The sequence below is a fragment of the uncultured Pigmentiphaga sp. genome, from assembly GCF_937950555.1.
GTDB lineage: Bacteria > Pseudomonadota > Gammaproteobacteria > Burkholderiales > Burkholderiaceae_B > Pigmentiphaga.
In genome coordinates this window covers 1-13,305 of the sequence record NZ_CALFCW010000031.1, presented here as the reverse complement: position 1 = coordinate 13,305, position 13,305 = coordinate 1, and the positions used below count along the sequence as shown (strand labels likewise).

The window sequence follows — 13,305 nt, the reverse complement described above, 5'->3', positions numbered from 1 at the left end:
ATGAAGAACGAAGCGCCGGGCAGTCCCTACCGCAAGATCGCCGCGCGCATCATCCCGCTGATGATGCTGCTCTATTTGATGGCCTTCCTGGATCGGGTCAATATTGGCTTTGCTGCGCTGACCATGAACCAGGACTTGGGTTTTACGCCGTCCATCTACGGTTGGGGCGCGGGCATTTTCTTCATCGGGTATTTTTTCTTCGAAATACCGAGCAACCTCATCCTGGAGAAGGTCGGCGCCCGTCTCTGGATTGCCCGCATTATGATTACCTGGGGGCTCATCTCAGCGGGCATGGCGTTCGTGTCGGGCACGTGGAGCTTCCTCGCGCTGCGCTTTTTGCTGGGGGTGGCCGAGGCAGGCTTCCTCCCCGGGATGCTGCTTTATCTCACCTACTGGTTTCCCGCTCGCCATCGCGCCAAGTTCATCGCGCTCTTCATGGCCGCCGTCCCGCTCGCGAGTGCGATCGGTTCGCCGATATCGGGGTTGTTGGTAAGCATGGACGAGTGGCTCGGCCTGAAGGGTTGGCAGTGGCTGTTTCTCCTGGAAGGCCTGCCGTCCTGCTTGCTCGGCGTCGTGGTGCTGCATGCCTTGCCGGAAGGGCCCGCGCGCGCGAAATGGCTGACTGCGTCCGAGCGGGCCTTCGTCGAGGCCGATTTGGCGAACGACCGGCGCAATGCGGCGCCGAATGCGCACCACGCCATATGGCCGGCCATGACGGACTGGCGCGTGCTCGTGCTGTGCGGGGTGTACTTCGGCGTCGTGATCGGTCTTTACGGCATCGGCCTGTGGCTGCCCCAGATCGCCAAGGCGATGGGCTACTCGAACGCCGCGGTCGGCTTTATCGTGGCCATGCCTTATGCCGTTGCGGCGGCGGCCATGTTGGCCTGGGGCAGGCACAGCGACCGGCGGGGGGAGCGCGTGCTGCATGTCGCTACGGCAGCTGCCATCAGCAGTCTTGGGTTTTTCGGCGGCATTTACTTCAGCGCACCCTGGATGGCGCTGCTGAGCCTGGGGGTGGCGTCCGTCGGCATTTATGCATGCTTGGGGCCGTTTTGGGCCATTCCGCCCATTTTCCTGCAAGGTTCGGCGGCGGCCGGAGGCATTGCGCTGATCAACTCCGTGGGCAATTTGGGCGGCTTTGTCGGACCCTATTTGATGGGCTGGATCAAAGAAAGCACGGGAAGTTTCTCCTGGGGAATGGCGGCCATGGGGGCTTGCCTCTGTGCGGCGGTGGGGTTGGCGTTGCTATTGAAGGCCGCGGCGTCGCCCAGCCGGGAACACTCGACGCTTCGCTCCTGACCTGTATACAAGTTTAAGTGTAGAAGACAGGTTCGCCAGCGGTGTTCCGGTAAATTACCTAGGGTTTACCCGCGGTTTCCCGCACGAAGAATCGATAGCAAAATCAAGCTGTATACAGATAAGGTACTGCGGCCGCGTCTCCATGGCACGGCGCAGGCTTGGAGGAAGACAATGTTTCTGAAGAATGCCTGGTACGTCGCCTGTACCCCGGACGAGATCGCCGAAAAGCCGCTGGGGCGCCAGATTTGCAACGAGCGCATGGTTTTCTACCGCGGCAAGGATGGGGTCGTCGCCGCGCTCGAGGATTTCTGCCCGCACCGCGGTGCGCCGCTTTCCCTGGGTTGGGTCGAGCAGGGAGAGTTGATGTGCGGCTATCACGGCTTGCGCATGAACCCCGACGGCACATGCTCGAGCATGGTGGGGCAGCGGGTGCGCGCTTTCCCCAGCATACGCAGCTTTCCGGTGGTGGAGCGTTACGGGTTCATCTGGGTATGGCCGGGCGATGCGGAGCTGGCGGACCCGGCCAAGATCCACCACCTCGCTTGGGCGGAAGACCCGGCATGGGCATACGGCGGCGGCCTGTATCACATCAATTGCGATTTTCGGCTGATGATCGACAACCTCATGGACCTCACCCATGAGACCTATGTCCATGCCACCAGCATCGGCCAGGCGGAGATCGAGGAGGCGCCCCCCGCCACCCGGACGATAGGCGACGAAGTGGTGACCAGCCGCTACATGCACAATATCAAGCCGCCTCCGTTCTGGGCCGCCGCCTTGCGCGGCAACGGGCTGGCAGACGACGTGCTATGCGACCGCTGGCAGATTTGCCGCTTTACCCCGCCCAGCCACATCCTGATCGAAGTGGGCGTGGCGCACGCCGGCAAGGGTGGCTACGACGCACCGCCGGAGTTCAAGGCATCGAGCATCGTGGTGGATTTCCTCACGCCCGAGACCGAGACCTCGATGTGGTATTTCTGGGGAATGGCCCGCAACTTCAAGCCGGAAGATGCGCAATTGACGGCATCCATACGCGAGGGGCAGGGCAAGATATTTGCCGAAGACCTTGCCATGCTGGAGGCCCAGCAGCGGAATCTGTCAGAGAATCCGGACCGCAAGCTGCTCAAGCTCAACATCGATTCGGGCGGTGTGCAGTCGCGCGAAGTACTGGAACGCTTGGTGGCGGCCGAAGCCGCAGAGCGGGCCAAGCGCATGGCGGCGTCGGTCGGTGCGCGAGCAACCCAGGCCGCTGCGGGCTGAGCGGCAGCCCAGCGAGGCGGGCGCATTGCGCAAGCGCACTTGGGCAATGCGCGAGGCCAGGGCGGACGTGCTTGCACGGTCCGCCGCCCGAATCAGTTGTGCGGTGCGTCGCGCACCAGCAGCCGGCGGATTTCGGCGAGCTTGGCCTTGAGCGCCTTGCGGTTTTCCGGTCCCATGCGTAGCAGCATCCTCTGGCCGGAGCTGAGCGCTTCGAGCGAGGCGTCCGCGTACTCATAGCGCACCCAGGGCCGGCGCATCTCGTGCGGGCCCTTGACCTCGGGCAAGACTACCGCCACCGGTTCGCCCGGCTCGGGCGTGGCGAGCAGGTGGTCGATGACGGCGACCAACCGATCGTTGAAGTAGCCGCGCGGGTAGCCGAGCTCTTCGTAAGCCTGCTGGAACTGAGGGTAGAGCTGCCTATAGAGCGCGACGGCCTGCGCGCTGTCCACGCGCGTGACCGCCGTGACGAAGGCGCGGTAGCGTGCGTAGTTGGCGGCCGCGATGCGTTCGCCGGGAGCTGCGCCTTCCGTGGCGAAGCGTCCCGGGGTGGGATTGACCGGCCAGAGCGCCGGCGCCGCGTGGGGGCGTGCAAGATTGTCGATGGTTGCGACTGCGCGATAGACGAAACGATCGAGGTTGAACAGCGCCAACAGGGCTTCCCGGCCGACCAACCGGCTCATCGCCACGCCGATGTCGGGCGCCTCGGCCAACGCGGGGTCGGGCGCGGGAGGCTGCTCGATGGGATGTTGGATCTCGGGCTGCGGCTCGGCGGGTGGCGGGGGCAGCTCTTCTTGTTCCGCCAGGGCGTCGGAGTGTCCTGCAGGCGGCGTGATGGTCGCGACTGGCGCGTCATCCCTGGGTTGCAGCCAGAGATAGAGCCCGGCGCCGATGGCGATGAGCCCCAATATCACGACGAGGTAAGACAACAGTCGGTTCATGGCCTATTTGCGGAGAATGCTTTCCGAACACTGTACCAGCCGGTCTCCCCTCTGTGTTCGCTAAGGGGCTCCGGGGTGTGCCTGGCTGCGGTCATGCGCCGGTTTTTTCCAACAAATTGTTGCGCGACGAGGGCGCCGGCGCTGACGGCGTGCGGGCGCGTTTTTGTCTTGGTTTTGTTATCCTGGGCGGATTGGCCCCGCGGCGCGGAGACAGCCGGCGGGCCTTTCCCATGCGCAAGCCGATTGCGCAGATCGCCACCTGGATTTCTGACTATGTCTGACAACCTCACACAACAGGACAAGGCGCCGGTGCGCCAAGAACGTCATGGCGGCGTCGGTGTCATCGTCATCGATCGTCCCGAACGGAAAAATGCGCTCAATTCGCAAGTCAAGGCCCTGCTGATCCAGAACCTGCGCGAGCTCGAGCAGGATGCCGGCATCGGCTGCATCGTCCTGACGGGCGCCGGGGGCTGTTTCGCCGCGGGCTCGGACATCGTGGAGATGTCGAACATGCGCCCCACGGACCATGCCTTGCAGGGCGGGGACCAGGTATTCCATGTACTGCGGACCCTCGGCAAGCCCGTGATCGCGGCGGTCGAGGGGTATGCCTTGGGTGGCGGCTGCGAGCTGGCGCTCGCGTGCGACATCATCATCGCCGGCGAAGGGGCGACTTTCGGCCAGCCGGAGATCCGGGTGGGCATCATGCCGGGAGGCGGCGGCACGCAACGGCTGCTTCGTTCGGCAGGCAAGTACAAGACGCTACTCTGGTCGCTCACGGGCGAGCGCATTCCTGCGAAGACGGCTTATGCGTCGAACATGGTGAGCGAGCTGGTCGCCGACGGCAATGCGCTCGAGCGCGCACTGGACGTCGCCCGCCAAATATGCGCCATGCCTCCGCTTGCCGTGCGCGCCATCCGCGAGGCCGTGCGGTTGGGTGCCGATGCCAGCCTCGAATCCGGCCTGGCGCTCGAGCGGCGCGCCTTCGAACGGTTATTCGACAGCGAAGACCAAAAAGAGGGCATGCAGGCGTTCATCGAAAAGCGCAAGCCAGTATTCAAGGGGCGCTGAGCCCCGCCGCCAGAGCGGCGGCCTCTTCTCCATGGGCGCTGCCCCGCGAATGGGGCAGCGATCTTCCCGCCGGGCACGATCCTATGCATTGAATCAACATTCAAGATTGAGTAAGTTGAATCAATATTCAAGATTGAATCGCCCGTAAGCGCTTTCTATCATTGCTCCGCCAAGAAAACAGGCCTGCTTTGCCGCCCATCTTCATCGCGGCAGCGGACCGGCCCATAGGAGGAGTCATGATGAAACGCTTCTACAAGACGGCGGTGGCCGCGGCGTTCGTCGGTAGTTGTTGCGCGGTTCCGCTCGTCCATGCAGACGACTACCCCAACAAACCCATCCGCATCATCGTGCCGTTGCCGCCAGGCGGTTCGAACGACGTGCTCGCGCGCGTGCTCGGCGAAGAAATGGCCAAGACGCTCGGCCAGCCTTTTGTCGTCGAGAACAAGCCTGGCGCCGCCGGCAACATCGGTACGGACCTGGTGGCCAAATCCAAACCCGACGGTTATACGCTGGGCATCGCGCCCAACCAGACGGTCGCGGTGAATCCGGCGCTGTATCCAAAGCTGCCTTTCGACGTGCAGAAAGACTTGGCCGGCGTCGGCCTGATGGCGACCGTGCCAATGGCGTTGGTCGTGCCCGAGAAGTTCAAGGCGAATTCTATCGAGGAGCTCGTCGCGATGGCCAAGGCTGAGCCGTCCAAGCTGACGTACGCCTCGGCCGGGGCCGGAAGTCCGCAGCACATGTCGGCCGAGATCTTCCAGTCGCTGACTTCCACCCAGCTCACGCACGTTCCGTACAAGGGCTCGGCTCCGGCACTCGTCGACGTGTTGGCCGGAACAGTGGACCTGATGTTCTGCCCCATCAACTCCGCCCTGCCGTACATCCAAAACGGCCGCCTGAAGGCGCTGGGAGTCACTGGCCATCGGTTGCCCTACTTGCCGTCCGTTCCTGCGATCGCGGAAAAGGTGCCGGGCTTCGAGAGCGACATCTGGATCGGGCTCATTGCGCCTGCCGGCACCCCACGCGAAATCATCGACAAGCTCAACGGCGAACTCAACCGGGCACTCAAGGTGCCGGCCGTCCAGGCCAAGCTCCGGGAGCAAGGCATCGAAGTCGCGAGCAGTACACCCGCCGAATTCGACCGGATGATGCTCGAGGACAAGCAACGATGGGCCGAGGTCATCAAGCGCGCCAACATCCGGGTCGATTGATCCTTTCTGTTCGAAGATCATTTTTTACTTACTGATAGGAAGTCTTATGAAGTCCTCGACCGAATCGCTGGTTCGACGCGACGAACCGCTGGCCTGGCAAGACGACGGTGTCGTCTGGGGAAGCGACCGCATCGCCGACATGCTGCGCGAACTGGACATCCCTTACTTGATCGTCAACCCCGGTTCGAGCTATCGAGGATTGCACGACAGCTTGGTCAATCACCTGGGCAACCGCGATCCCCAGATGATCGTGGTGCTGCACGAGGAGCACGCGGTCGCGATCGCCCATGGCTACGCCAAAGTGACGGGCAAGCCGATCGGGGCGGCCTTGCATGCCAACGTCGGGCTGATGCACGGCTCCATGGCCATCTACGATGCTTGGGTCGACCGCGCGCCGGTCATCATCCTCGGGGCCACCGGCCCGGTGGATGCGGCCAAGCGGCGCCCGTGGATCGACTGGATCCACACCGTGCAAGACCAAGGTGCGCTGATCCGCCATTTCGTCAAGTGGGACGCCCAGCCGGCTTCCATCCCGGCGGCACTCGAAGCCTTGCTGCGCGCCAAGCAGATTGCCACCACGGCGCCGCAGGGCCCCGTGTACGTGTGTTTCGACGCGGGGTTGCAGGAATCGCGCTGCGACGAGGACTATCCCCTGCCCGATCCGGCGCGCTACCTGCCGCCCCCGCCGGCGCGGCCGGCCGACGAGCTCATCAAACAGGCAGCCTCGTGGCTGTCGCAGGCCAAGCGGCCCGTGATCCTGGCTGGCCGGGTGTCCCGTTCCGAGTCGGGCTGGGCAGATCGCATCCGCCTGGCCGAGACGCTGCAGGCACAGGTGCTCACCGACCTGAAAGTCGGCGCCGCCTTTCCGACCGACCACCCGCTGCATGCGGCGCCCTGCGGCATGTTCCTGAATCCTCAGTCGGCGAAGGTGCTGCGCGAGGCCGACGTGGTCCTCAGCCTGGACTGGTTGGACCTGGCCGGCACGCTCAAGCAGGCTTGGGGGAGCGAGCCGGTGGGCAGCCGCATCATCCAGGTATCGGTCGACCATTACAGCCACAACGGCTGGAGCATGGATCACCAGGGGCTGCCCCCGGTGGACCTTTTCCTGCTCTCCGAGCCCGAGCCGGCCGTTGCCTTGCTGAACGAACACGTTACGCCGCGTCGGGAGCCTCCCCCGCCGCCGGCGCCGGTCGCCCGGCCAACCATCCCTGAGGACCCGTCGTCGCCGTTGACGGTACCGACGGTCGCGGCGGTGCTGCGCAAGGTCGTGGGCACGATGCCGGTGTGCTTGACCCGTTTGCCGCTGAGCTGGAGTGGCGAGTTCTGGGACTTCAAGCATCCTCTGGATTTCTTGGGCTACGACGGCGGCGGCGGCGTGGGGTCGGGCCCGGGCATGGCGATTGGATCGGCACTTGCGCTCAAGGGCAGTGACCGGCTTCCCGTGGCACTGATCGGCGACGGCGATTACATGATGGGGAACAATGCGCTCTGGACGGCGGCCAATGCCGGCATTCCCATGCTGATGATCGTCTGCAACAACCGTTCGTTCTTCAACGACGAGATCCACCAGGAGCGCGTGGCGCGGCAACGCGGCCGGCCCGTGGAAAACCGCTGGATAGGACAGCGCATCGACGAGCCAGCCCCGGACCTGGCGGCGATCGCGAGGGCGCAGGGGTTGACCGGCATCGGGCCCGTGCGCCGCACCGACGAGCTCGAGCGCGTATTGACCGAGGCGGTTGCCGCGGTGCGCGGCGGGGGCATCGTGGTGGTGGATGCCGTCGTCCAACCCGGCTACAACCCTGCCATGACCGCCGGCCTGACGCGTTCGCACTAACCTTGCTCGGATAGGAGGCTTGCATGCGAGCCCATGAAATCCCCGAGGGCATACTCCCCGTTCAGCGGGGGCTCTACTACGGCGGCGCGTGGCACGCGCCGTTATCCGGCGAGTATGCCGACACGATCAACCCGGCCTACGACGAGCCTATCACCCAAGCGCCCGTGGCCGGCGCGGCAGACGTCGATGCGGCGGTGCGGGCCGCCCATGCTGCCTTTCCCGCATGGGCCAGCACGCCGCCTGCCCGTCGCGGCGAGTATCTGCGCCGCGCCGCTGCCGTGCTGCGCGAGCATGCGCTGCCGTTGGCACAGCTCGACTCCCTCAATAACGGCAACCCCGTATCGATCCTGCTCCACGACGCCGGGTTCGCTGCGGACGGCCTGGAGTATTTTGCGGGGCTGGCCGCCGAGATCAAGGGCGAGACCATTCCCATGGGGGACGGCCACCTGAACTACACGTTGAGGGAACCCATGGGCGTGATCGGACGCATCGTGGCGTACAACCATCCCCTCATGTTTGCCGCATTGCGCATCGCGGCGCCGCTGGCCGCGGGGAATACCGTCGTGGTCAAGGCTCCGGACCAGGCGCCGCTGTCCGTCATCCGGCTCGCCGAGTTGATCGGCCACCTCTTTCCGCCCGGTGTGGTGAACTTTCTGTGCGGCGGTCGCGAGTGCGGCGAGGCGATGTCGCGGCACCCGCTGGTGCGCAAGATCACGCTCATCGGCGGTGTCCCGACGGGCAAGGCCGTGATGGAGACGGCGGCCAGGGACCTCAAGCCCGTGCTGCTGGAGCTGGGCGGCAAGAACGCGCTCATCGCCTATCCCGATGCCGACCTGGACAAGCTGGTCGAAGGGATCATTGGCGGGATGAATTTCACCTGGTCGGGGCAGAGCTGCGGTTCGACCAGCCGGGTGTTCCTGCACGAGTCCATCCACGACCAAGTGCTCGATGCCGTGGCGAAGCTGCTGCCGCAACGTCACAAGCCGGGCATTCCCACGGATCCGGCCACTACCATGGGCGCGCTGGTGAGCCGCGCCCAATTGCAAAAGGTCGAGGGCTTCGTCGCATCTGCGCTGGAGGAAGGCGCCCGCCTGGTGTGCGGGGGCAAGCGGCCTGCCGATCCGGCGCTCGCCAAGGGGTTCTTTTACGAACCGACAGTGTTCGCGGACGTCCAGCCCCATATGCGCGTGGCGCGCGAAGAGGTGTTCGGGCCCATCATGTCCGTCTTCAAATGGCGTGACGAGGACGCGCTGTTCGAGCAGGTGAACGGGGTGGACTATGGATTAACCGGTTCGATCTGGACGCGCGACCTCAATACCGCCCATCGTGCCGCGCGCCGCATGGTGACGGGCTACGTCTGGATCAACAACACCAGCCAGCACTTCCTGGGCGCGCCTTTCGGCGGCGTCAAGCAGTCGGGCATCGGGCGGGAGGAGTGTTTCGCCGAACTCCTCGAGTTCACCTATACCAAGAACGTGAACGTCAAGCTCGCTTGATCACTGCTGCTCGAAGCGGGTGAACCGCCGGTCGATGAACTGGCGTTCACTCGTCACCTCGTCCACGCGGGCCTGGGGCGGCCCCTGGCGCAGCCACGCCAGCATCTGGTCGACTTGGTCCGGCGTGCCTTGCACCAGGGCTTCGACGGAACCGTCGTCATTGTTACGTACCCAGCCACCCACGCCCACCATGTGCGCGCGGCGCACGGTCGCGAAGCGAAAGCCCACTCCCTGTACTTTGCCAGTGACGCGGACGAGGACGGTTTCCAGTGGCTGATCGTGCTCTTGCTCTTGCATGGTCGGAGTTCGGTGTGGTGCCAATGATGGGCGCGCGCGGCTTTGCGGTTCGACGGCATCGGGGCCGCGGCACGCCGTCTTTTCGCATAGAGTCTACCAGTGCGAAATAATGCAGGGGAAAGGAGTCCCCCCCGCATGAGTATGAATCCCGTATCCCAGGGCAGGCTTAGCCCGGGCCTGGTCTGGCTGATGTCGATCGCCACGGGCCTGACCGTGGCTGCCAACTATTACGCTCAACCCCTATTGCACATTATCGCCGCCGACTTGGGGCTGTCGATACCAGCCGCCGGCGCCATCGTCACGACCGCGCAGGTTAGCTATGCCGTCGGCTTGTTTTTCCTGGTGCCGCTCGGCGATATGTTCGAGCGGCGCAACCTGATCTTCGTCATGACCCTGCTGGCGGCGGGCGGGCTCTGCGCGAGCGCCGCGGCGCCCAGCCTTCCCGTCCTGTTGGCGGGAACCGCGACCGCGGGACTGTTCTCGGTCGTGGCCCAGGTGTTGGTGCCCTTCGGCGCCACCCTTGCCGCGCCCAATGAGCGCGGCAGGGTGGTCGGCACCTTGATGAGCGGCCTGCTGCTGGGCATCCTCCTGGCGCGCACCGTGTCCGGCGCATTGGCCTCGACAGGCAGCTGGCGTGCGGTATACGCCATCGCCGCCGTGCTGATGGCCGTTCTTGCGTTCGTGATGCGCCGGGCGCTGCCGCGGCATCCGGCGCACGCCGCCGGCATGCCCTATGTGCGCCTGATCGCCTCGCTGGCCGTGCTGTTTGCGCAAGAGCCCATGTTGCGCACGCGGGCGCTGCTCGGCGCGTTCAATTTTGCGGGCTTCGCGATGTTATGGACTTCGCTGGCCTTCCTGTTGTCCGCCCCGCCCTTCGGATACTCGACCTTCACCATCGGGCTGTTCGGCCTGGCTGGTGCCGCGGGTGCGCTGACGGCTGCCCGGGTGGGGCGGCTGGCCGACCGGGGCAAGGGCGACGTCGCGACGCGTTACGGCCTGATCCTCATGTTTTGCTCCTGGCTGCCGGTTTCGCTCGCCAAGGTGTCGGTGGCCTTCCTGGTGGCGGGGGTGATCTTGCTCGACCTGGCGGCGCAGGCGATTCACATCAGCAACCAGAACGCCATCTATCGCATCCGCCCCGAGGCACGCAGCCGCCTCACGGCGGTCTATATGACCAGCTACTTCGTTGGCGGCTCGATCGGATCGATGATTTCCGCCTGGGCTTACGCGCACGGCGGCTGGCATGCGGTGACGGGGGCCGGGGCGTGCATGGCGCTGGCCGGCCTGCTGGTGTGGGCGATGCGCAGCCGCGGTGCGCCGGGCTGCCAGGCCGGCCAGCCTTGATCCGCTGCGAGTCGGTTACAGGCAGCGCACGCCGGTCGTGCTAGGCTGTGCTTGCTTTCTCAGCGGGTGTCCAACATGGTTGATTCAGTTTCTCGTCAACGCCGGGCGGTTCTGCGCTCGGCCCGCGTGATTCCGGTGCTGCGGTACCAGGATGCCGAAACTGCGCTCTACGCGGCCCAGGTCGCGCTACGGGCCGGTTGCCTGGGCATAGAGCTGACCTGGACCATACCTGATGTCCTCGAGGTGCTGCGCGCGGTCCGTGCGGACGCGCAGCTGAGCGGCCGGGCGGACGCGCTGGTCGGCGTCGGCACGGTATTGGATGCCGACCAGGCACGCTCTGCCCTGGAGGCGGGGGCGGACTTCCTGGTCTCTCCGGGCGTGGTGCCCCCCTTGGCGGAGTTGGCGCGGGCAGCCGGCGCCTTGAGCATGCTGGGGGCGTTTACTCCCACCGAAATCATCGCGGCCCGTGAGGCGGGTGCCGACGTGGTGAAGATCTTTCCCGCGGAAACTGGGGGGCCCGGCCATTTGGCCGCGATCAAGGCCGTGTTCCGCGACACGCTCTTTTGCCCGACCGGCGGCGTCACGCGCGCGAACATGGCCGCCTATTTCCGGGCGGGAGCCGAGATCGTGGGCATGGGAAGCAATTTATTCGACAAGCAAAAGCTCGCGGCGCGCGATACCGATGCCTTGGTGGCCGAGTTGCAGGAGACGCTGAAGGAAGCCGCAGCCGTGTGAGCCGACGGGGGCAGGCGGCTTAGCCATTGCCCGCCGTCTTGTCGCAGGCAGGTTCAGGCCGTGTCGACCACCGCGCCGTAGGGCTTGAGCTCCTCGCCTTCCCCGCTTGCCTGTTGTCGTTTCCACATGGCGGCGTAGGCGCCGTTGCGCGTCAGCAGCTGATGATGGCGCCCGCGCTCGACGATTTTTCCGCCGTCGAGCACGATGATCTCGTCCGCATCTACGATGGTGGACAAACGGTGCGCAATGGTGAGCGTGGTCCGTCCCTTGCTCACTTCCCGCAGGTTGGCTTGGATCTCGCGTTCCGTATGCGTATCCAGCGCGCTGGTGGCTTCGTCGAAAACGAGTATCGCGGGGCGTTTGAGGATGGTGCGGGCAATGGCGACGCGCTGCTTTTCGCCACCGGAGAGCTTCAATCCCCTCTCGCCGACTATGGTGTTATAGCCGTCGGGCATGGCAAGGATGAAATCGTGGATGTGCGCGAGCCGGGCCGCCTCTTCGACCTCGGCCTGGGTGGCGCCCGGTCTTCCATAGGCGATGTTGTAGTAGATGGTGTCGTTGAACAGCACCGTGTCCTGGGGCACGATGCCGATGGCTGCCCGCAAGCTGGCCTGCGTAACGTCGCGAATATCCTGGCCGTCGACCAGGATGGCGCCCGCGTTCACGTCGTAGAACCGGAAAAGCAAGCGGCTGAGCGTGGACTTGCCGGCACCCGAGGAACCGACCACGGCGACGGTCTTGCCCGCCGGGATGGTAAAGCTGACGTCCTGCAGGATGAGGCGGCGGGGGTCGTAGCCGAACACCACATGGCGGAACTCGACCTCGGCCCCGTGTACCTGAAGCGCGGGTGCGCCGGGGCGATCGGCGACCTCGCGGTCTTCTGAAAGCAGTTCGAACATGCGGTCCATGTCGATCAGCGACTGCTTGATTTCGCGGTAGACGAAGCCGAAGAAATTGAGCGGCTGGTACAGCTGCACGAGATAGGCGTTGACCAGGACGAAATCGCCGATGCTCATGCGGCCGGCCGCGATGCCACGCGCTGCCATCCACATCACCACGGTCAGGCCGATGGAAATGATGGCCGCCTGGCCGATGTTGAGCAGCGAGAGGCTGACCTGGCTCTTGACCGCCGCGCGTTCGTAACGATCGAGCGCGTGGTCGTAGCGGCGGGCCTCGTGCTCCTCGTTGCCGAAATACTTGACCGTTTCGTAGTTGAGCAGGCTGTCGATCGCCTTGGTGTTGGCCTCCGAGTCGGTCTCGTTCATCTGGCGGCGGAACTTCGTGCGCCATTCGGTGATGACCAGCGTGTAGCCGATGTAGAGCGCGACCGTGACGAAGGTCGCCAATGCGAACCAGACATCGAACATGCGCCACAGGATGATCGTCACCAGCCCGATCTCGAAGAGCGTGGGCAGCACGTTGAAAAGCATGTAGGACAGCAGCGAATCGATGGCCTTGGTGCCCCGTTCGATGGAGCGGGTCAGGCCGCCCGTTTGGCGTGCCAGATGAAACCGCAGCGCCAGCGCATGCAAGTGGCGGAAGACCTGTAGCCCGACTACCCGGATGGCGTGCTGGGCCACGCGCGCGAAAACCGCGTCGCGCAGCTCGGAAAATAGCAGTGTCAGTACGCGCGCGCCGCCATACGCGAGGATCATTCCGAGCGGAATGGCCAGCGTTGCGCCGGCGGTTGTTCCGAGGGCATCGACCGCGCCCTTGTAGAAGATGGGGACGTAGACGTTGGCGACCTTGGCGGCGATGAGGAAGGCTACCGCCGTCACGATGCGCAAGCGCAGGTTGGCGGCGCCGGGCGGCCACAGGTAAGG

At 65.0% G+C, this 13,305-nt stretch carries 11 protein-coding genes; 8 read left to right on the top strand and 3 right to left on the bottom strand.

Features of this window, described 5'->3' with window-relative positions; genetic code table 11:
- Positions 1–1,299 (top strand): MFS transporter (locus Q0319_RS10090; RefSeq protein WP_299452158.1); only part of this gene is annotated, 1,299 nt, incomplete at its 5' end.
- Positions 1,300–1,470: 171 nt separating this feature from the next.
- Complete coding sequence (locus Q0319_RS10085) at positions 1,471–2,559, top strand: aromatic ring-hydroxylating dioxygenase subunit alpha (RefSeq protein ID WP_296465782.1); 1,089 nt, start codon at positions 1,471–1,473, stop codon at positions 2,557–2,559.
- A gap of 92 nt (positions 2,560–2,651) precedes the next feature.
- Here the strand turns inward: Q0319_RS10085 and Q0319_RS10080 are convergent, their stop codons facing one another.
- Complete coding sequence (locus tag Q0319_RS10080; protein WP_296465779.1) at positions 2,652–3,497, bottom strand: DUF3014 domain-containing protein; 846 nt, start codon at positions 3,495–3,497, stop codon at positions 2,652–2,654.
- Positions 3,498–3,770: 273 nt separating this feature from the next.
- Between Q0319_RS10080 and Q0319_RS10075 the strand changes: the two genes are divergently transcribed.
- From Q0319_RS10075 to Q0319_RS10060, 4 genes are all read left to right on the top strand, one after another.
- Positions 3,771–4,565: an enoyl-CoA hydratase-related protein gene (locus tag Q0319_RS10075; protein WP_296465776.1), complete on the top strand. Its 795-nt coding sequence runs from the start codon at positions 3,771–3,773 to the stop codon at positions 4,563–4,565.
- A gap of 236 nt (positions 4,566–4,801) precedes the next feature.
- Positions 4,802–5,776 carry a tripartite tricarboxylate transporter substrate binding protein gene (locus Q0319_RS10070; protein WP_299452155.1) on the top strand — a complete coding sequence of 325 codons (975 nt, stop codon included), beginning with the start codon at positions 4,802–4,804 and terminating at the stop codon, positions 5,774–5,776.
- A 46-nt stretch (positions 5,777–5,822) separates the two neighbouring features.
- Positions 5,823–7,610: a thiamine pyrophosphate-binding protein gene (locus Q0319_RS10065; RefSeq protein WP_299452152.1), complete on the top strand. Its 1,788-nt coding sequence runs from the start codon at positions 5,823–5,825 to the stop codon at positions 7,608–7,610.
- Positions 7,611–7,633: 23 nt separating this feature from the next.
- A complete protein-coding gene (locus tag Q0319_RS10060; protein WP_296465766.1) occupies positions 7,634–9,106 on the top strand; it encodes an aldehyde dehydrogenase family protein in 1,473 nt (490 codons plus the stop codon).
- Here the strand turns inward: Q0319_RS10060 and Q0319_RS10055 are convergent, their stop codons facing one another.
- Entirely contained in the window at positions 9,107–9,403 is a 297-nt protein-coding gene (locus Q0319_RS10055; protein ID WP_299452149.1) for an acylphosphatase, read from the bottom strand. It abuts the gene before it with no gap.
- 141 nt (positions 9,404–9,544) lie between these two features.
- Between Q0319_RS10055 and Q0319_RS10050 the strand changes: the two genes are divergently transcribed.
- Together Q0319_RS10050 and Q0319_RS10045 are read left to right on the top strand one after the other, a co-directional pair.
- Positions 9,545–10,747, top strand: a complete 1,203-nt coding sequence (locus Q0319_RS10050) for an MFS transporter (protein WP_296465805.1) — start codon at positions 9,545–9,547, stop codon at positions 10,745–10,747.
- A gap of 75 nt (positions 10,748–10,822) precedes the next feature.
- The gene (locus Q0319_RS10045) at positions 10,823–11,482 is read left to right on the top strand and encodes a bifunctional 4-hydroxy-2-oxoglutarate aldolase/2-dehydro-3-deoxy-phosphogluconate aldolase (RefSeq protein WP_296465760.1); all 660 of its coding nucleotides are present in this window, start codon (positions 10,823–10,825) and stop codon (positions 11,480–11,482) included.
- A 53-nt stretch (positions 11,483–11,535) separates the two neighbouring features.
- Here Q0319_RS10045 and Q0319_RS10040 read toward each other — a convergent pair.
- On the bottom strand, positions 11,536–13,305 hold a 1,770-nt coding region (locus Q0319_RS10040), incomplete at its 5' end, for an ABC transporter ATP-binding protein/permease (protein ID WP_299452147.1).

Bases quoted from the DNA above. Each gene is read 5' to 3' on its own strand.
- Q0319_RS10085 (WP_296465782.1), top strand. From the start codon at position 1,471: ATGTTTCTGAAGAATGCCTGGTACGTCGCCTGTACCCCGGACGAGATC.
- Q0319_RS10070 (WP_299452155.1), top strand. From the start codon at position 4,802: ATGATGAAACGCTTCTACAAGACGGCGGTGGCCGCGGCGTTCGTCGGT.
- Q0319_RS10080 (WP_296465779.1), bottom strand. From the start codon at position 3,497: ATGAACCGACTGTTGTCTTACCTCGTCGTGATATTGGGGCTCATCGCC.
- Q0319_RS10050 (WP_296465805.1), top strand. From the start codon at position 9,545: ATGAATCCCGTATCCCAGGGCAGGCTTAGCCCGGGCCTGGTCTGGCTG.
- Q0319_RS10055 (WP_299452149.1), bottom strand. From the start codon at position 9,403: ATGCAAGAGCAAGAGCACGATCAGCCACTGGAAACCGTCCTCGTCCGC.
- Q0319_RS10060 (WP_296465766.1), top strand. From the start codon at position 7,634: ATGCGAGCCCATGAAATCCCCGAGGGCATACTCCCCGTTCAGCGGGGG.
- Q0319_RS10065 (WP_299452152.1), top strand. From the start codon at position 5,823: ATGAAGTCCTCGACCGAATCGCTGGTTCGACGCGACGAACCGCTGGCC.
- Q0319_RS10075 (WP_296465776.1), top strand. From the start codon at position 3,771: ATGTCTGACAACCTCACACAACAGGACAAGGCGCCGGTGCGCCAAGAA.
- Q0319_RS10045 (WP_296465760.1), top strand. From the start codon at position 10,823: ATGGTTGATTCAGTTTCTCGTCAACGCCGGGCGGTTCTGCGCTCGGCC.